General features: G+C 49.8%; 16 protein-coding genes. 7 read left to right on the top strand and 9 right to left on the bottom strand.

Annotated features, from left to right (window positions below; genetic code table 11):
- The first annotated feature begins 159 nt into the window (after positions 1-159).
- Positions 160-747: a YgjV family protein gene (locus tag I2494_RS09120; protein WP_218466553.1), complete on the top strand. Its 588-nt coding sequence runs from the start codon at positions 160-162 to the stop codon at positions 745-747.
- 30 nt (positions 748-777) lie between these two features.
- On the opposite strand, the gene selB is transcribed toward I2494_RS09120, so the two are convergent.
- Positions 778-2,658 carry a selenocysteine-specific translation elongation factor gene (selB, locus tag I2494_RS09115; protein WP_218466552.1) on the bottom strand — a complete coding sequence of 627 codons (1,881 nt, stop codon included), beginning with the start codon at positions 2,656-2,658 and terminating at the stop codon, positions 778-780.
- On the bottom strand, positions 2,655-4,046 hold the full coding sequence (gene selA, locus I2494_RS09110) for an L-seryl-tRNA(Sec) selenium transferase (protein ID WP_218466551.1): 1,392 nt from the start codon (positions 4,044-4,046) through the stop codon (positions 2,655-2,657). The genes selB and selA overlap by 4 nt, the downstream gene beginning before the upstream one ends.
- 226 nt (positions 4,047-4,272) lie before the next feature.
- On the opposite strand from selA, the gene I2494_RS09105 reads away from it, so the two are divergent.
- From I2494_RS09105 to I2494_RS09085, 5 genes are all read left to right on the top strand, one after another.
- Positions 4,273-5,337, top strand: coding sequence for an NAD(P)-dependent alcohol dehydrogenase (locus I2494_RS09105; RefSeq protein ID WP_321206109.1), 1,065 nt, complete (start codon positions 4,273-4,275; stop codon positions 5,335-5,337).
- A gap of 659 nt (positions 5,338-5,996) precedes the next feature.
- Complete coding sequence (locus I2494_RS09100) at positions 5,997-7,082, top strand: ABC transporter substrate-binding protein (RefSeq protein WP_218466550.1); 1,086 nt, start codon at positions 5,997-5,999, stop codon at positions 7,080-7,082.
- Between the two features lie 77 nt (positions 7,083-7,159).
- Positions 7,160-8,929, top strand: coding sequence for an ABC transporter permease (locus I2494_RS09095; RefSeq protein ID WP_218466549.1), 1,770 nt, complete (start codon positions 7,160-7,162; stop codon positions 8,927-8,929).
- Positions 8,922-9,995 carry an ABC transporter ATP-binding protein gene (locus I2494_RS09090; protein WP_218466548.1) on the top strand — a complete coding sequence of 358 codons (1,074 nt, stop codon included), beginning with the start codon at positions 8,922-8,924 and terminating at the stop codon, positions 9,993-9,995. The genes I2494_RS09095 and I2494_RS09090 overlap by 8 nt, the downstream gene beginning before the upstream one ends.
- 490 nt (positions 9,996-10,485) lie before the next feature.
- Complete coding sequence (locus I2494_RS09085; protein WP_218466547.1) at positions 10,486-11,343, top strand: hypothetical protein; 858 nt, start codon at positions 10,486-10,488, stop codon at positions 11,341-11,343.
- A 60-nt stretch (positions 11,344-11,403) separates the two neighbouring features.
- Here I2494_RS09085 and fdhE read toward each other — a convergent pair whose 3' ends face one another.
- Genes fdhE through fdnG form a run of 4 tightly spaced genes read right to left on the bottom strand, consistent with a single transcriptional unit; the run spans position 11,404 to position 16,901 of the window.
- Positions 11,404-12,321 (bottom strand): formate dehydrogenase accessory protein FdhE, encoded by a 918-nt coding sequence (gene fdhE, locus I2494_RS09080; RefSeq protein ID WP_218466546.1) that lies wholly within the window; start codon positions 12,319-12,321, stop codon positions 11,404-11,406.
- Positions 12,314-12,955 (bottom strand): formate dehydrogenase-N subunit gamma, encoded by a 642-nt coding sequence (fdnI, locus tag I2494_RS09075; RefSeq protein WP_267079638.1) that lies wholly within the window; start codon positions 12,953-12,955, stop codon positions 12,314-12,316. The genes fdhE and fdnI overlap by 8 nt, the downstream gene beginning before the upstream one ends.
- On the bottom strand, positions 12,942-13,835 hold the full coding sequence (gene fdxH / locus I2494_RS09070; protein ID WP_218466545.1) for a formate dehydrogenase subunit beta: 894 nt from the start codon (positions 13,833-13,835) through the stop codon (positions 12,942-12,944). The genes fdnI and fdxH overlap by 14 nt, the downstream gene beginning before the upstream one ends.
- Before the next feature lie 12 nt (positions 13,836-13,847).
- Entirely contained in the window at positions 13,848-16,901 is a 3,054-nt protein-coding gene (fdnG, locus tag I2494_RS09065; protein ID WP_218466544.1) for a formate dehydrogenase-N subunit alpha, read from the bottom strand.
- A 406-nt stretch (positions 16,902-17,307) separates the two neighbouring features.
- Between fdnG and fdhD the strand changes: the two genes are divergently transcribed.
- Positions 17,308-18,084: a formate dehydrogenase accessory sulfurtransferase FdhD gene (gene fdhD / locus I2494_RS09060; RefSeq protein WP_407657893.1), complete on the top strand. Its 777-nt coding sequence runs from the start codon at positions 17,308-17,310 to the stop codon at positions 18,082-18,084.
- Between the two features lie 203 nt (positions 18,085-18,287).
- Here the strand turns inward: fdhD and I2494_RS09055 are convergent, their stop codons facing one another.
- The 3 genes from I2494_RS09055 to I2494_RS09045 form a co-directional block, all read right to left on the bottom strand.
- Positions 18,288-18,473, bottom strand: a complete 186-nt coding sequence (locus tag I2494_RS09055) for a hypothetical protein (RefSeq protein ID WP_218466542.1) — start codon at positions 18,471-18,473, stop codon at positions 18,288-18,290.
- 88 nt (positions 18,474-18,561) lie between these two features.
- Positions 18,562-18,891 (bottom strand): hypothetical protein, encoded by a 330-nt coding sequence (locus tag I2494_RS09050; protein WP_218466541.1) that lies wholly within the window; start codon positions 18,889-18,891, stop codon positions 18,562-18,564.
- Between the two features lie 398 nt (positions 18,892-19,289).
- Positions 19,290-19,784, bottom strand: coding sequence for a YdcD family protein (locus I2494_RS09045; RefSeq protein WP_218466540.1), 495 nt, complete (start codon positions 19,782-19,784; stop codon positions 19,290-19,292).
- Between the last annotated feature and the right edge of the window lie 175 nt (positions 19,785-19,959).

Below are 19,959 nucleotides of genomic sequence, written 5' to 3'. Positions count from 1 at the left end.
AAAGTGTGATAAACTTCACACTAATTAGTGACTGAACCAGCCATTTTCAAAATGACCTGATCAAGAGTATCTCTGAACCAAATCGAGTGATGCGATTCACTTCTCACGTTTTATTATCTGCAAAAAAATAACTGTATTTTCTGTAAGGATATTCAGGTCATGACATTTTATTGGGCTGCGCAAGCCGTGGGCGGCGTGGCATTTCTGGTAGGCATCACTATGTTTTTTAACCGCAATGAACGCGGTTTCAAATATCAACTGTCTGCTTACTCTACCATCATGAGCTGTCACTTCTTTATGATGGGTGCCAATGCTGCTGCAATGAGTGTGCTGCTTAGCGCAATACGGACTATCACGTCCATCTGGTGGCGCAATCTTTGGGTAATGATGATCTTCATTACTCTGACGCTGATATTAGCCACCATGAAAATTCAGCACCCCATTGAAGCCCTGCCGATTGCAGGTACTATTGCCAGTACCTGGGCAATGTTTCGTACTCATGGTTTGAAAATGCGCAGCATTATGTGGTGCTCAACCGCCTGTTGGGTTACTCACAATATTTGGGCTGGCTCCATCGGTGGAACGCTGATCGAAGGGAGTTTTCTGCTGATGAACGGCTTCAATATTATTCGTTTCTACCGTATGCAAAAACGTGGTATCGATCCGTTTGCTATTGAAAGCAAAGTGGTTAAAGCAGCGGAAGAAGAAAAGGCGCTGGAAGAGAAAACACCAGAAGGACAAAAGTAAGCCCGCGCTTTATGGCGTGGGCTTAACATTTTAATCCAGAAACAACCCCTGATCGCGAAGCAAGTGGTCATTGCCACGTCGGCGGGTAAAGCCGCTGCGGTCAAAAAACTCCAGAACCTGAATCGCCAGTTTACGCCCGACCCCCAGGCGATCGCGAAAATCAGCGGCGCAGGTACTTCCCTGAGTGGTATGCATGGTGCGAATCAAATCTGCAAACTGGCGAATACGGCCACTCAGATAATAACGATCGCGAACCACCGCGGTAACGTGACCCAGCTGTGCCGCTTTACGTAATACACCTCTCACCAGTTGCTCATCCAGCCCCAGCTCGGTGGCTAAATCCCGCACCCAGTATGGGTCATCACCAAATTTCTCTTCTATACGCTGCCATATCGCCTGTTCATCAGGGGTGAATGCCAGACTGAACTCCGGAAGGTGCAGCCAACCCCGGCTATTGCTCAGACGCTTTTCGGTCAACAGCATATCAATCAATGAAAACACCAGCGCTTCCGGCTCAGAAGGTAGTGCCATCCGGCGCAGTCTGGCTCGCCCAACCCCCAGTTGATCTAAATGCTGTTCATGAAAATCTTTCAGGGTATCAATTAATCGCTGCTGAAACTCCTGCACTTTTTCCTGCTGCAGGGCGGTATCACCCACCACTTTACAACCTGATGCCGTTAACAGCATTTGCAGGCCATCATCGGTTAACTGACGTGCCCAACCAAACGCTTTAAGAGACAAACTGCCCTCCGCCAGGCGCAGCTGTAACACCTGCATATCGTTTTGTGCCTGACTTAGCAGGCTGAGCTTTTCAAGATATTCCGGCTGACGTTTGCCCCTGCGCGGAGGCTGAAGTAACAGCACTCGCGCGCCACCCAGCGTTTCACGTGCGCTGATATCACGCACAATGATGCGGTCGTTCTCCGCCAGCAATAAAGCGTCATCCAGCACCAGTTCCACTAAAACGTCACTACCGGCGCTAACAGCCCCTTCCTGTAACAGAGAAATGCGCCCGGTAATATGGTTAACCGAATGGTGCAAATGTACCGACTGCCAGTGACGAATGGGTTTATCACAATGGAGAAGCGCAAGCACTCTGTCCCCTGCTTCTGGTGGTGTTTGCTGTAATAGCCAGTCTCCACGATTGACATCCTGCTTTCCCATATCACCGGTAATGTTTAACGCAATACGCTCACCGGCACCCGCCCGTTCTGCCGGTTGATTCTGGGCATGAATACTTCTTACCCGAACCGGTCGGTTAACCCCCGTCAGCCACAGGGTATCCCCTACGCTAACCTGCCCGCTAAATGCGGTTCCGGTGACCACCAGGCCGCTACCTTTGATGGTAAAGCTACGATCAACCGCCAGACGAAAGCGGTGTATTGATGCTTCACTATCTTCAATTCGGTGCTGATATAAATTGATTAAATGCTCGCGCAACTCCGCAATACCTGTTCCCTGTGGAGCGGCAGTGATAAAGATTGGGCAATCATTCCAGCCCTGAGCGTTTAACTCATCAGTAATCTGACTTTTGACGCTGGCAACCCGCTCCGGCGTAACGCGATCCGTCTTGGTTAAGGCAACGGTAATGGCAGGAATGCCCACCAGACGTAAAATCGCCAGATGCTCCCGGGTTTGCGCCATAATGCCGTCGTCACAGGCCACCACCAGCAATGCATGCTGAACTCCGTCAACCCCTGCCAGCATATTGGCTAAAAACTTTTCATGACCAGGAACATCAATAAAACCAAGTACCTGACCATCTTCCAGCGGCAAAAAAACATAGCCTAAATCAATGGTCATTCCCCGGCGTTTTTCTTCCGGCAGGCGGTCAGTGCTGCCTGCACCGGTCAGCGCTTGCAGCAGGGTAGATTTTCCATGATCAACGTGTCCGGCGGTGGCAATAATCATGCTAACAGCATCTCCAGCAATTCTGATTCATCTTCAAGGCAGCGTAAATCCAGCCATAGCTTTCCTTCCTGTATCCGGCCAATTACCGGTTTGGGCAGGGCGCGCCATTTTTCCGCCAGTGCTTCCAGCGTTCGGCCTCGGCCATCTTTTGGCTCGAAAGTCACGGCATAGCTGGGAAGACGGTCTACCGGTAATGAACCGCTGCCAATTTGCGACAGGCAAGGCTCTGCCTGTACGGTAAAATGTCCACCGTAACAGGCCTGCAATGGTGATAATAACTGTGAGGCCATGCCTTTCATTTCAGCGGCATCACGGCTTAACAGACGTAAAGTCGGCAGGGAGTAAGCTAAACGTTCTGGCTGTTGGTAAAGGCGTAAAGTGGCTTCTAACGCCGCCAGTGTCAGTTTTCCGGCGCGCAGTGCACGTTTTAATGGATGGCGCTGAATTTTTTCGATCCACTTTTTCGAGCCGAGGATAATTCCCGCCTGTGGGCCACCCAACAGTTTATCGCCGGAGAAGGTGACTAAATCAACGCCGGCGGCAATCAGGTTTTGCGGCATTGGCTCAGCGGGTAGGTCATACTGTTGTAAATCGATTAATGAACCGCTGCCAAGGTCGGTAGCTACCGGTAAATTCAACTCACGCCCCAGCGCCACCAGCTCCTGCTCATCAACCGCAGCGGTAAAGCCCTGAATGCTGTAATTGCTGGTATGCACTTTCATCAACAGTCCGGTGCTTTCACTCACCGCATCACGGTAATCACGCAGGTGGGTGCGGTTGGTCGTCCCCACCTCCACCAGCTTACATCCCGCCTGACGCATCACATCCGGCACCCGAAATGCACCGCCAATTTCCACCAGCTCACCGCGGGAGACAATAACCTCTTGATCGGCAGCGACCGCAGCCAGCATCAGCATGACCGCGGCGGCGTTGTTATTCACAATACAGGCCGCTTCTGCACCGGTTAATTCACTCAGCAACTCGGAAATCACATTATCCCGATGTCCACGCCCGGCACCGTCCAGATCGTACTCCAGCGTCACCGCATGGCGCATGGCGCTGGCAACCTCATCAATCGCCTCTTCCGCTAACAGCGCCCGCCCAAGGTTAGTATGCAGCACGGTTCCACTCAGGTTAAATACCGGCTGTAAGCCGCTGCGCTGCTTTTGCATCAGATGGCTGCTGACTGCTTCAATCCAGTTGTGGCTCCACTCGGGTAATCGATTGAACTGGCTAATCTCCTGTCTGGCCTGCTGTTGTAAATGGCGCAGTGACGCCACTACCAGATGTTGACCGAATTGAACCAACAGCGGCTCCATATCCGGCTCATTAAGTAAGCGATCCACCGAAGGAAGCTGGCTGTACAGGGATTGAGTTTGATTATTCATGAGTGCGACCTGTTAAAAATCAATGACGCTAATATATCGGCTCAGCGCCATAACGTGAAGCGTAAGCTTATCAGGGCGTGAATGATATCGATGAAATGGTGAAATCAGTCAATGGCGGCTACGCTTAATAGCAGTCAGCATAATTTTTATGCTGTATGGATGCGGCACGTTTTACTTCCGCTCATCCCTCTTTTTATTCCGTCAGCGTTACAAGGTGATAATCACTATGACTATGAATATTCGCAGCTTTGCTGCCACTTCCGCTACGTCTCCCGTTGCTCTTCACGCCATTATTCGTCGTGACCCGCGAGAAGACGATGTCGTAATCAAGATTTTGTACTGTGGCGTTTGTCACTCTGATATCCATCAGGCGCGTAATGAATGGCACAACACCATTTATCCGGTGGTTCCCGGCCATGAGATTATTGGTCAGGTCACTTCCGTCGGTAAGAACGTCAACCACTATAAGCCGGGAGACTGGGTTGGCGTTGGCTGTATGGTGGATTCCTGCCAGCACTGTGCCTCCTGTCAGGATGGTCTTGAGCAGTTTTGTGAAAACGTCGCCACGTTTACCTACAACGGTAAAGATCGCCATGACGGCACCATTACTTATGGTGGTTATTCAGAATCTATCGTGGTTTCCGAGAAGTTCGTACTGCGCCTGCCGGAAAAACTCGATCCTAAATCCGCCGCGCCTTTGCTGTGCGCAGGTATCACGACTTACTCGCCGCTACGCCACTGGAAAATTGGTAAAGGCCATAAAGTGGCGGTAGTCGGTTTAGGGGGATTAGGCCATATGGCGCTGAAGTTCGCCAAAGCACTGGGCGCTGACGTCACCCTGTTCACCCGTTCAATGAGTAAAGCCCCGGAAGCCACCCGACTGGGCGCCGATCACGTAGTACTGTCCACCGATGCCGACCAGATGAAAGCCGTAAGCAATCACTTCGATTTCATTCTGGATACGGTTCCTCAACAACACGACCTTAACCCTTACCTCGCCACCCTGAAACGCGACGGCACCTGCGTACTGGTTGGCCTGCTGGAACCGGTAGAACCCCCAATGAACAGCGGCCTACTGGTCATGGGCCGTAAAAGCCTGGCCGGCTCACTGATCGGCGGCATCGCCGAAACGCAGGAAATGCTCAACTTCTGCGCCCAACACAACATCACCTGCGACGTAGAAATGATCAACATCCAGGAAATCAACCAGGCCTACACCCGAATGCTAAAAAGCGACGTCAAATACCGGTTTGTTATTGATATGAAATCAATTGAAACGGAAAGCTTATAATTTCCAGTCTTTATCTTTTGACCTTTAGGCCTTTGTCCGTTGACCTTTATTCTTTGACCTTCAAAGGAGCACTGGAATTCAGCCGACAACTGAGAGAGGGTAGCACGCCAAACAGGGATGTTTGGCGAGGCACTGCTTCGCCTGACAAAATTGCAGGAGCAATTTTGAACAGCACAACGTGCTGGCCCCGTAGGGGTGAGCCTCATGGATGAGGCGAATAAACCGAATCAGTGCCGGTGCGTAAGCCCGAACGAAGGCGGAGGGAAGTCGCCGCGAGGCGACCTGGATTCGGGTGCGAAGGCGCGGGGGGTGCAGGGGGGCATTCGCCCAAATGCCTCCCTGCTCGGCCACACGCACCACTGCCAATCCGGGCTCTGTACTATTCGTGGACGAAACCTTCTCCTGACAAAACTCTATTCAAACAAATTTTTACTATCAAATAGTTAATTAAATATCCTTAATTAACTCCATAAAAACCACGCCCACAACCCCAAAACCCCTCTCTCATCACCCCCCTAATGCAAAAATTAACAACTAAACAACAATAACTTGAATCTCATCACATTTAATTAACATTCACCTACCCTCACCTTGTCATCCCCCCCTTTCCACCCATACTTAATTTTGTCTATAACCTGATAAATAATGGGAATACTAGCATGTCCAAGAAATCAAATTTATTCATCGTCAGTATGCTAACCCTGTCCGTTGGTTCCGCTCTGGCTGCCCCTGAAAACTACCCTGCCGACTACCAAAAAATTGTGGATGCAGCCAATAAAGAGGGCAAAGTGGTGATCTATTCCACCACCGATACTGCCGCCGCAGCACCGATTATTAAAGGGTTCGAAACGCTCTATCCAAATATCACCGTTGAATATAACGATATGAACAGTACCGAGCTGTATAACCGCTATATCAGCGAGCAAGCCTCATCCAGCGGTAGTGGTGATGTGGTCTGGAGCTCCGCAATGGATACCGGCCTGAAACTGGCTACCGACTATGCATTAACCTATAAATCACCAGAAGCCAGTAAAATCCCAACCTGGGCAGTATGGAAAGATACTGCTTACGGCACCACCTATGAGCCGTTGGTGTTTATCTATAACAAGCGTCTGATTAAAGAAGATGAAATTCCTAAATCCCACGCCGCTCTGGGTGAATTAGTGAAAAGTCAGCCGGACAGATTCAAAAACAAAGTCACCACTTATGATATTGAGAAATCTGCCCTTGGCTTTATGCTCTCGGTTGAAGACATGAAGAACGATCCTAAATACTGGGATCACCTGAAAGACATCTCCAGTGCAGGTATGGTGGTTCAGTCATCTACCGGTACTATGCTGGAGCGCGTCTCTTCCGGAGAGAACCTGATCGGTTACAACATTCTGGAACCTTATGCAAAAACCCGTGCGGTTAAAGATCCTTCGCTGGGTATCGCTTATCCATCGGATTACACCCTGGTACTTTCCCGCGTGACCTTTATCAGCAAACAGGCGAAAAACGTTAATGCTGCCAAACTATGGCTGGATTATCTGCTGTCACAAAAAGGTCAGGATATTGTCGCTAATCAGGCCAATATCACCTCCATTCGTGACGATATCAACGGTGATAACGACGTAGCAGGCACCACCAAGCTGCTGGGGAATTCACTGAAGCCGATTCCGGTTAATGAAACGCTGCTGGAGTATCTGGAGCAGAATAAGCGTCTGGACTATCTGAAAAAATGGCGTTCTGTCACCGGTAAATAATAAAAAAAGACTCTAACGGTAAGCGATACTGTGTGTGCACTTACCGTTAACCCTTCTCTTTTCTACAGGGTTTTATCATGTACTCGTTGCGCAAAATAAAGCAGAGTTTGCCGCGCGGTGTAGTAGTGATGCTAACGGCACTGTTTATCTACGGCCCTTTAGCGCTTATTGTCACCCAAAGCTTTCTGTCTGCTCCTTTTTTTGTTCCTGACAAAACCTTCAGCCTCGATGCCTACCGCTTCGTGTTTGACGATCCGGATTTCTATAAAGCGCTGAAAAGCGGATTTATTCTGGCTATCGGGCTGGTGGTCATTGTTATTCCTCTGGGCGGTATTCTGGCGTTCCTGATTGTCAGAAGCGATCTGCCGGGTCGCCGTTGGATAGAACCGATGATTCTGGTACCGGTGTTTGTCTCGCCAATGGTATTGGGGTTTGGCTACGTGGTTGCTGCCGGCCCGGTGGGGTTCTTCTCACTGTGGATGCAGGATCTGTTCGGGTTTGTGCCGTGGAACATCTACTCCATGACCAGCATTATCATTATTGCCGGTCTGATGCATGTGCCACACGCCTATCTGTACATCGCCTCCGCGCTACGTAATATGGGTTCCGATGTAGAAGAAGCGGCGCGCATCTCTGGCGCTTCGCCGTTTCGCGTGATGGTTTCCGTTAGCCTGCCAATGGTCAGGCCAGCGATTCTGTACGCTACCGTGTTGCTGTTCTTCCTCGGACTGGAAGTATTTGGCCTGATGTTAGTACTGGGAGATCCGGAAGGTAACCTGGTGCTGGCTACCTACTTATACAAACTCACCAACAAGCTGGGCATCCCTTCTTACCATCTGATGGCGGTGGTGGCGGTAGTTCTGATCAGTATTACCATTCCGCTGATCATGTTACAACGCCGTTTAATGCGCACCGCCAATCGCTTTGTGACGGTGAAAGGCAAAGCCTCACAGGCTCACGTGTTGCCATTAGGCAAATGGCGTTGGGTGTCTGCGGCCGTGGTTATTTTATGGCTGATTGTGACGATATTCGTACCACTCACCGGCATACTGCTGCGGGCGTTTGTCTCTAACTGGGGGGTTGGCGTTTCGCTATTTGACCAGCTTTCGCTGGATACCTTCCGCACCGTGTTCTCACAGCCAAACCTGATTCGAGCCATTATCAACTCGGTGGCGATTGGCGTATTCGGCGGGGCACTGGCGGTAATTTGCTACACCTTTATTGGTCTGGCGATGCACCGCAAGCCAGACCGTACCACGCGTTTTCTCGACTATAGCGTGCTGATCCCTCGGGCGGTACCGGGAATACTGGCGGGTCTGGCCTTCTTATGGGTATTCCTGTTCACCCCGATGTGGATGGATAGGTCACTGGAGAACGGCTATTTGTCGGTTCTGCCGGGTGCTCAGTGGATGCGGGATAACGTTATCGTCTGGATGCGTGCAACCCGCAATACCATCTTTAGCGTCTGGTTAGCCTATACCGTGGTATGGCTGGCCTATGGCCTGCGGCTAATCTCCTCAGCGCTGTTGCAGGTGGGAGCGGAGCTGGAAGAAGCGGCGCGCAGTACCGGCGCACAGCGCAGTCAGGTTACCCGGCAGATTACCGTGCCGCTGGCTCGTTATGGCCTGATTGGCTCCTGGTTGTTGATGTTCCTGATCTTTGAGCGGGAATATTCAACCGGCGTGTACCTGCTGTCACCGGGTACAGAAACCATCGGTTCAATGCTGGTTTCCCTGTGGGCTACCGGTGCCGTTGATATCGTCGCCGCCCTGTCATTTATCAATATTGTTTTAGTCATGTTCGGCTTAGGCATTGCACTGCGTTTTGGAGTAAAACTCAATGACTGAACTCACTGTAGAGAGTCTGCATTTAAATTACGGCACTAACCCGGTATTAAAAGGGGTTTCGATGCAGCTGAAAAAAGGCGAAGTTGTTACGCTGCTCGGCCCTTCGGGCAGTGGAAAAACGACGCTGTTACGTGCCGTTGCCGGATTAGAAGCCCCCTGTAAGGGGCGCATTATCATTGGGGATCGGGTGGTGTACGATGGCAGCACCAATCAGGAAATCCCGGTGGAAGAGCGTAATCTGGGGCTGGTTTTCCAGTCTTATGCGTTGTGGCCCCATATGACCATTTTCGACAATATTGCCTATCCACTTAAGCTACGTAAAACCCCAACCGCTGAAATAAAACAGCGGGTTCAGGCAGTATTAGATCAGCTGGGATTGGGCCATTTAGGCCAGCGCTACCCTCATCAGCTATCCGGCGGGCAACAACAGCGGGTGGCGATTGGTCGGGGGCTGGTTTATAACCCTCCGGTGCTACTGCTGGACGAACCGCTTTCCAACCTGGATGCCAAGCTGCGCGAAGAAGCGCGGGTGTTCCTGCGCAGTCTGATTGTTGATTTAGGGCTCTCAGCGCTGATGGTGACTCACGATCAAAACGAAGCAATGGCAATCTCCGATCGTATTCTGCTGCTGAATAATGGTGTGATTGAGCAACAGGGCACGCCTCAGGAGATGTACTCTACTCCCACTACTCTGTTCAGCGCTGAATTTATGGGCAGCAACAATCGGCTTTATGGCCATGTTGCTGAACTTGCCGGTAACTACGCTTGCATTCAGGGAAATAGCTGGAAGCTGTGGGGAAAGCCGGGAGGTGCGCTGAAAGTCGGGCAAAACGTCACGGCGGTGATCCGTGTTGAGCAGGTGAAACTCAATGATGCGGCCGAACAGAACAGTCTGGAACTACCACTGCTTACCGGTATGTACCTCGGTAGTCACTGGGAGTACCTGTTCCGTGAGTCTAATGAAGACTCTCCGGTATTGCGGGCTTTCGGCACCACCAAACCAGCCAGCGGCAGCCACTGTCGGCTCTCGATGCCTGCGGATCAGGTGTGGATATTCCCCGGTTAATCGTTTTTTGTGTTAACTAATGCCTGAATAAGCGCTCTTATGGCATAAGAGCGCTGAGATTGATGACAAACCAAATTAATTGGCTTTCATGAATATTCTGGCCGGGCACAACGATGTTGCCCAAATCATCGTTGTGCCCGGCCGGAAGACCATCTGTACTTAACGGTAGAGCTCGTCGGGCATAGATTCCCCTGGCGTGGTTATGAAACACCTTACGGTGTTCAAACAGGCCTTGCCTGTTTGTCCGGCAGCTAAAGCTGCTACGACCCCAACGGCAATCTCTCCCTCCGATTGACTATGATAAAACATAAAACTGAACTAGCCGACTTTGTCAGCAGCCTGAACACTTTTATGCCATAAGAGTGCTCCATTTCACCAATGAGGTGAGCCTCATCAAGTGGGCGCATTAAGATAAAATTCCATACCCCTCTACCGTCATTCTGTCTTAATATGCATTCGATGTGAGTTTAGCTAATCAATGGAATGAACTATGGTCATAGCGATCTTCGCGAGTATCGTTTTTATTATTATCGCCCGCGCATTTATTAAATCGGTACGGGAAAATCTGAACAAGCTCAATACGGATAAGCTAATGCAGCAACGAAATGAGCGCACTCCGGCTGAGCTTAAACTGGTTGCCTGCGCGCAACCACTGCGCTGTTTAGAATTTTTCTTTAATCATCAATTTACCCCAGAAAATCATATGCCGGGCTATTACTCCGAAGAGCAGAAGACGTCGTTAAGAGAAACATTAGCCGATGATTTTGCCGTTAACGGTGCGAAAGATTTGAATCACTACCGGGCAGTTGTTCTGTTCAAACTACTGTTAACCTACCTGACCCCCAAACAGTTTGTTGAATTATTCAAGATATCTCCCCCGCTGCTGATTGCCATTAAACAGAATCATTCGGCAACGGAATACCAGAATTTGCTGGCTGACATTGATATTCACACCATCAACGACGCGTTACAGGCCATTGCGCAAGTTCATCCTAAAAAAATGGCGCCGCTGCTTGCCGATAAGCATTTAGCTGACCACCTCAGGCATATTGAGATCCTGTATAAGGCCCATGTTTATACACTGGCCTGTGAAGTTGGCTATCTGGATAAAGTGCACATGACGCAGCTTACCGCGGACATCGTGGCGCAAAATATTAACTGGAAACAGTACGATCAATCCTTTGCTTTCCTGAACCGAATGATGAAGACCAGCCTTTTTACCAACTATATGATTGAACGGAAAAAAGAAAAGGTATGCTGGAATGAGTGCGGAGTCTGGACGTTACAGCAGCAACAGATGTTTCAACAGGGATCTCACGCCGGAGCAGCGTCTTCCCATCTTCAATAAACGATGAAACCGTTATCCCGATAAAAGCCGGGATAACGGTTAAAATACAGCGGAGTTAAACTACTCTCCCGAAGGAAACAGGAACGGATTCACCGCACTGCGGGCAAAACCTTCTTCTTCTACCTTGGCGTCCAGCACCAGCGAGGCTAAATCATCGGCCACCGGCTCAACGTACTGATCTTTCTCCTGATACAGAATCTTCAGGTAGCTTCCACAGTCGCCACAGCTTTCAGCTCTGACCGGGGCATTTTCACTGTCCAGCGACCAGTAATTCAGCTTACCGGTTTGCTCGCAGTTGGAACACTTCACCCGTACCATATGCCATTCGCTTTCACACAGGCTGCAATGCAGGTAGCGTAAGCCCGCTTCCGTACCGATATGTACCATGCTGGCTACCGGTGCGCTGTCGCAGATTGGGCAGTTATGACGGCCTTCGCCGTAGTCGGCGCGAGCCTTGCCCGGTATTTGAGTCGCCATTTGCGCCCAGTAAACCGACAGCGCCGCCCACAGGAATGGCGCTTTATCGCTGCCTACTTTACCGATTTCGCCGGTCAGCAGGTCAGTGGCCAGATTTTCCAGCTCCTGAGTGCCCATCTTCTTCAGCGATTCCAGAACCGGTAATACATGCTCCGGCGCTTCCGGCTCCAGCTCGGCGATAATCGCCGACAGCAGCTGTTGCCAGTGCTGAGTGCGCGGGAAATACTTCACCGACAGCGGTGGATTTCCGGTGGCCGCCGAGATTTTCAGCGTCTCGGAGAGGTCAATGTTTAACGGATGATCGTGTTGAGCATGGCTCTGGGCATCCACCATCGTCGCGACAAACTTCAGGTAGTCACCTAACGGATGGTTTTCAGCCAGCTGACGCAGGCGTTCAGCACGACGGGAATAGAGACTCTTTAAATTGGCAAATAACAACGGCGGGATTGCTCCCGCCGTTTTTGCCACTTCGTCCGGGGAGACGATGCGGATACTACTCATTCTTTTTTTCTTCCTCGGCTACAACTTCACGATACCAACGAGGATGATGCTTGGCGGCCCACTTGCGGCTGACCTTGCCTTCTATCATCCCGGTTATAGAACCTTTCACCCAGAATGCCATATAAATATGGATAAGGATAGCGTGAATCAGCACGATAGCCGCTACAGCGTGGATCATTAAACCTAAGCGGATAGCCCATATCGGGAAGAACTCAGCAAAGTAAGGACGCCAGATAATCACGCCGCTCACCAGCAAAACAAGGATTAACCCCATAATGCTCCAGAACATCGCCTTCTGACCCGGGTTATATTTACCCACGTCAGCCACTTCATGCTCTTTGCCTTTCAGTACGTCAACAATATGGACGAACCAACTGATATCCTCTTTCTTCGGGATGTTGTGTTTCACAAAGCGGAAAAACATCAGTACCAGCACACAGAAAATCAGCACGCCAAAGAAGGGGTGTAAAATACGCCCCATCTGCGGTGTACCAAATGTCTGGGTTAACCAGCTCAGGGTCGGGAAGAACATCGCAATACCGGACAACGCCACCAGAAAGAAACAGATGACCACTGTCCAGTGACACGCTCGATCGATAAACGAGACTCGTTTAATCATCTTACTTTTCTTCATGATGATCCTCCTCGTCATCGTCTTCATCTACTTTGTTCGGCCCAACGCCGATGTAGTGATAAATCAGGCCTGCGAAGCTGGCAACAAATGCGGCTGCTGACAGCGGTTTCAGAACACCTTTCCAGAAGCCAACTACCGGGCTAATGACCGGATCTTTCGGTAAGCCATGATACAGCTCAGGACGGTCAGCATGGTGCAGCACATACATCACGTGTGTACCACCAACCCCTGCCGGGTTGTACAGGCCTGCGTTCTCATATCCGCGAGTGTGCAGCTCGGCAACACGCTCTTCTGCCAGCTGAATCATTGCCTCTTTGGTGCCAAAGTGAATGGCGCCGGTCGGACAGGTTTTCACACAGGCTGGTTCCTGACCTACGGTTACCCGATCGACACACAGGGTACATTTGTACACCCGGTTATCCTCTTTATTCAGACGAGGAACGTTGAACGGACAACCGGCGATGCAGTAACCACAACCGATACAGTGTTCTGACTGGAAGTCGACGATACCGTTAGCATACTGAATGATCGCACCCGCAGACGGGCACGCCTTCAGACAACCAGGGTCGCTACAGTGCATACAACCATCTTTACGGATCAGCCACTCCAGCTTGCCATTTTCTTCCACTTCAGAAAAACGCATGACAGTCCATGATTTGGCGCTCAGGTCTGCCGGGTTGTCGTAGACACCCACGTTATGACCGATTTCATCACGAATATCGTTCCACTCTGAACAGGCCACCTGACAGGCTTTACAGCCGATACAGGTGGTGACGTCAATCAGCTTCGCCACTTCTTCCTGGTGATGACGCACCTGTGGAGGCGGCGTCAAAGCGTTGGTGGCGGAACGCTTAATAATGTCTTGAGATTGCATTGACATATTTTCTCTCCGTTACACCTTTTCCACGTTAACCAGGAACGCCTTGTACTCTGGCGTTTGCGTATTGGCATCACCGACGAACGGTGTCAGGGTATTAGCCAGATAGCCTTTTTTAGCTGCACCGACAAAGCCCCAGTGAATCGGAATACCGACGGTTTCCACATCCTGACCGTTAACTTTCAGGGTGCGAATACGTTTAGTCACTACCGCTTTGGCTTCAATATAGCCACGCTGGGAGCTGACTTTCACCGTATCACCGTGCTGAATACCTTTCGCCTGAGCCAGACCTTCACCGATTTCAACAAACTGCTCCGGCTGAGTAATGGCGTTCAGTACGGAGTGCTTAGTCCAGTAGTGGAAGTGCTCCGTTAAGCGATAGGTGGTACCCACGTATGGGAAGTCTTTCGCCGATCCCATATTCGCCAGATCCGCTTTAAATACGCGGGCTGCCGGGTTAGAGATCACGTCTTTATGCAGCGGGTTAGTGCTGATTGGTGTTTCAAACGGCTCGTAGTGCTCAGGGAACGGACCTTCGGCCATTTTATCGGTAGCAAACAGACGACCCATGCCTTCGTTTTGCATGATAAACGGACCAACATCACTGCCCGGAGGTGCCGCGCTGTAGTCAGGAACATCAATCCCTGTCCACTTAGCGCCATCCCACTCGATCAGTTTACGTTTTGGATCCCATGGTTTACCCTGAACATCCGCTGATGCGCGGTTGTACAGAATACGGCGGTTAAGCGGCCACGCCCATGACCATGCCAGCGTGTTACCCAGACCGGATGGGTCAGAGTTATCGCGACGGGCCATTTGGTTACCTGCTTCAGTCCAGCTACCGGTGTAAATCCAGCAGGCGCTGGAGGTGGTACCGTCATCCCGCAGTTGAGCAAAGCTGTCGAGCAGTTGGCCTTTCTTGAGAATCACTTTACCGGTGGCATCGGTGATATCTGCCAGAGCACGACCGTTAGACTCTTTCGCCATCTCTTCAGACTGAGGATGCATTGGCTCCAGATAGTTCCAGGTCATATTCATCAACGGCTCAGCACCAACGGCGTTAGCGCCATCCTGTGCATACAGCTCACGGATTTTGAATAACAGACCGGCCAGGATTTCACCATCAGTTCTGGCTTCTCCCGGTGGTTCGCCGCCCTTCCAGTGCCACTGTAACCAGCGACCGGAGTTAACGATAGAACCATCTTCTTCAGCAAAGCAGGTACAAGGCAGACGGAACACTTCGGTTTGGATTTCCGCTGGTTTCACGTCGTTTTGCATACCATGATTTTGCCAGAACTCTGCCGTTTCGGTGTTCAGCGGGTCAATGGTGACCAGGAACTTCAGTTTAGACAGTGAGCGAACAACTTTATTTTTATCCGGGAACGAAGCAACCGGGTTAAAGCCCTGGCACACATAGCCATTCACTTTGCCCTGATCCATCATTTCGAAATACTTCAGAACGTCGTAGCCCTGATCCCATTTCGGCAACCAGTCATAGCCCCAATCGTTGTCTTTCTGGGCTTTATCACCATAGAAACTCTTCATCATGCTGATAAAGAATTTCGGATAGTTACCCCAGTAGTTCACCTGATCCGCCAGCGCTTTTTTCGGCGTGTTGGCATCCAGATAAGTTTGTAGCGTTGGCTGTTTTTCTGACGGTAAGGTCAGGTAGCCCGGCAGCGACTGTGACAGTAAGCCAAGGTCAGTCAGACCCTGAATGTTGGAGTGACCACGTAAGGCGTTAACCCCACCACCAGCCATACCCATGTTACCCAGCAGCAGCTGAATCATGGCCATGGTACGGATGTTCTGAGCACCAACGGAGTGCTGAGTCCAGCCCAGGGCATACAGGAACGAAGTGGTTTTATCGACGGCGCTGGTTTCAGCAATCAGTTCACACACTTTGATAAAGTCATCCTGCGGCGTACCACAGATATTACTGACCACTTCAGGGGTGTAGCGACTGACGTGTTTTTTCAGCAGGTTCCATACGCAGTTTGGATCGGTCAGCGTCGGGTCGCGCTTGGCGAAGCCGTCTTCACCAACCTGATAGTTCCAGGTGGTTTTATCATACTGACGTTTTTCTGCGTCATAGCCGCTGAACAGCCCATCTTCAAAGGTGAAGTCTTCACGCACCAGCAGGCTGGCGTTGGTGTAAGCCTTCACATATTCAGCATTGATCTTGTTGTTTTCCATCAGGTAAAGGATAACCCCTGACAGGAACGCAATATCAGTACCGGAACGAATAGGCGTGTAGAAATCGGCAACGGAGGCCGTACGGGTAAAGCGAGGATCGATGACGATCAGCTTAGCGTTGTTATGGATTTTCGCTTCCATAGCCCAGCGGAATCCTACCGGGTGCGCTTCGGCTGCGTTACCGCCCATCACGACGACGAGGTTTGCGTTTTTGATGTCAACCCAGTGGTTGGTCATCGCACCGCGACCAAATGTTGGAGCAAGACTTGCTACCGTTGGTCCGTGTCAGACGCGCGCCTGGTTATCGACAGCGAGCATACCGAGCGCCCGCGAAAATTTCTGAGTCAGTAAACCATTTTCATTGCTGGAAGCAGAGGCAGCGAGTAATCCGGTGGTTAACCAACGGTTGACGGTTACGCCACTTTCCGAAGTTTGCTGGAAGTTTGCGTCACGGTCTGCCTTCATTAATTTGGCAATACGGGTAAAAGCGTCATCCCAACTGATTCTCTGCCATTTGTCAGAGCCCGGAGCACGATATTCCGGATATTTCAGGCGACTTGCGCTGTTAACATAATCAATCAGCCCTGCCCCTTTAGGACAAAGCGCGCCACGGTTGACCGGATGATCCGGATCTCCCTCAATGTGGAAGATACTGGCTTTGGCATTTTTGGCACCATCACCCATGCTGTACATTAACAGCCCACATCCCACCGAACAGTAGGTACAGGTATTACGTGTTTCCTGAGCGCGTAACAGCTTATAACTACGCGTCTCTGCCAGCGCCATCGAGGGGGCAAACCCCAGCGCTGCTGCCGTTGTACCTGCCATACCGCCAGCGCAGATTTTAAAAAACTGCCTTCTGCTGACCTGCATGGTTTTCTCCTTTTTTCTTATTACTGTTACATTGCTCGAATAAATTCACGTACAAACACTTTGCCGGTGACTTGCTTAAGGATTATTTAGCAATTCGTGATTGCTTTCTTAGCAAATCGCACCAAAAAAGAAAAAATATAACCAATAGACTGTCTTCTTCATCTGATGTGCCAGTGGTTACAACTAACCAATTAAAGACATTATTATTGTACGAAGATAGAATAGTGATTAACTTGATCCATCTCGTAAATGTTACAAAAATTAACTTTTTGTTGGCTATTTTCGTTGCATTTGTACCTCTAATGTTAACCCGAAAATAATATTCATCAAGTCCCCAATATTTGAAGGTCTATACGTGAAAACCGATATCCCTGTGCAAAACGACTGTTCTCAATCTGTTGTTGGCGTGAAGCAGCTTACCGTGCGTCGACACAACGCTTTAAACGCACCCGAGCCAGACTGGGTTGCAGAGGAGGTTCCGGTTGCTCTGAGCTATAACGGTATCTCTCATGTGGTGATGATGGCTACGCCAAAAGAGCTGGAAGAATTCGCTATTGGTTTTTCTCTGGCGGAGGGAATTATTGACTCGCCGCAGGAGATTTACGGGATTGATATCAACAACGGTTGTAACGGTATTGAGGTAGAGATTGAGCTGGCGACCCGTCGTTTTGTCGGTTTGAAGGAGAGGCGTCGTGCGATGGCCGGTCGTACCGGTTGTGGTGTATGCGGCGTTGAGCAGTTGGGTGAGGTTTTACGTCCGCTTAAGCCGCTGCCGTTTACTCAAACCTTCGATCTGGGTTTGTTGGATGGCGTGTTGCCGCAGTTGAATAAGGTGCAAATCGTGGGTCAGTTGACCGGTTGTACTCATGCTGCGGGTTGGGTCTCTTCTGAAGGGCAGATGCTGGGCGGCTGTGAGGATGTGGGTCGTCATGTGGCGTTGGATAAGCTGTTGGGCGTGCGGGCGAAGCAGGGCTGGCAGCAGGGTGCGGTGTTAGTTTCCAGCCGTGCCAGTTATGAGATGGTGCAGAAAGCGGCGATGTGTGGGGTGGAGATTTTGTTTGCGGTGTCGGCGACTACGTCGCTGGCGGTGAAGGTGGCGGAGGAGTGTAATTTGACGTTGGTGGGGTTTAGTAAGCCGGGGCGAGCGACGGTTTATACCTGTCCGGAGAGGGTGATTGTTTAATTGGGTTTTATCTGATCTCGTGTATATTCCGGCCGTAACTACATATATAAACATATCAACAGTGTGCTCGGCCGGTAGACCATCTGTACTTTAGTCCGGAGTGCGTCGGGCCTAGGCTGCCTACGGGCACTTCGTTGGCTTACGCCAAGTCGACCCCCACGGCACCCTCTCCCTCCGTTTGGCTTTTAGGGCTAATAAGACCGTTATAGTTTACCCCGAACTGCCAGCATTTTTAGGGTATCCATCTGCTGGGTCATTTCAGCATTATTGATAAATTCTGCGTTCCCTTCATTGTAGTGGCTGAATGCCTGATTTATCTGTTGTTCCAGCCAGTTATCATTGGTGTTGTTTTGGGCTTCTTCATCTATTCGAAAATGTATTGTCGCCATAACACGTCTTCCTTTGTTGTTTCATTGAAGCATTTGTAATTAATTCTGTTTAAAAGGGATAGCGATGGCTATCCCTTTTTCATATTTATTAACCGTGATTCAGGTTTTGGTTTTGCATCTGAAATAGCTGAGTGGTTGATTGTTCGTATAGCTCAAGCAGTATGGGGATGATGTGGGCGGAGGCTTTTAGCCATGCGCCGAGTTGTCCGAGGTTTTGTTGTTGGGTTTGAATTCCGTTTTCCAGTGACTCTCCTGTATATAACAGCCCGTGGCATAGCCCTTCGATGGATTCGGCGGCGATGCTGCTGAGGTCGTGTAGTTCGATGTCGCTGAGTTGAGTGTATTGCAGATCGGCGATTAGGGTGCGGAGGATGGTGATTGAGGTGTCGGGGGTGGTTTCGGTAAAGGTGTTAGTCATTTTAATACTCCGAGTAAAAAAATTTGATAACACTCGAGACGCTAAACTCGGGTGGTAGCTCAGGCGGGGTTAGCGTTACCGGACTCGGAAACCGGCGCTTCTTTCGAAGCCCCTACCTGAGCCACCATAGTTCTGGATGGATCAAAGCATGCGGCATTATGCCACAGAATAACCGAGTATATCTGATACGGAACGCTAATTTCCGGCTACGGATTTTGCCGCAGCAAGGTGACTATATTCCTGAGTTTTTGTGAATGAAATAGGTTGAAGGGATTTACATCGAGTTGTATGCGGATGTGGAATAAGGATCGCAGGAAATGGGGTTTCCACGATCTAAAACACCCGCAGCAACTGGCATATTACTCAGTTTTTAATATGGAATTGTATTGGTACCATATTTATGACCATTTCCCTATCCATCTATTCATTTTATCTTCTACAGAGAGATCGCTAAATATAACGTCATAATGAATCTTATCATTATTATCAATCACCTGTTTTGAGATTTCATCACCATATATATTCTCTTTAGAGAAAACCCTCTCCATACATATGGAACTCTTTATATTTTCTTTTGAAACACCAATATATTTGATATAGGCTAATTCATTATTAAAAAATGAAAACATCACCTCAATACGACCACAACCCGTGTCCATTTGCTCCACCTTTGCAAGGGTAAATCTTGCATTCCCTCTTTCAACATGTTGGTCTTCCTGAATAACAAATTTATTCCCCTTTTCTGAAACTATCTTTTGTAATTCATCGAATGTAGATTTCCCATGAAATTGGAGCGTCTCTTTGGGAGAATTATCATAATGTTTATAAATCATAATAAGTATTACGGCTAATATAACTATAAAAAATATGAACGTTACCTTCTTCCGAATCATTAATAGCCCCTTTCTGGAATATTTGTGGATGGCGACATATTGCTTCCCCCTAAGACATGCAGTTCCCCATTATCAAAGCAAAGAAACAGCAATGCCTGTCATTCATCCGCCCAAACTTACTTGGTCTCCAGGCATAACTTCATCATTGTTCATATATCTCATGAAAAAACTCAAC

The sequence above is a fragment of the Limnobaculum allomyrinae genome (assembly GCF_016649425.1).
GTDB lineage: Bacteria > Pseudomonadota > Gammaproteobacteria > Enterobacterales > Enterobacteriaceae > Limnobaculum > Limnobaculum allomyrinae.
The sequence above is the reverse complement of the archived record's forward strand: the minus strand, read 5'-3'. Positions and strand labels throughout refer to the sequence as shown.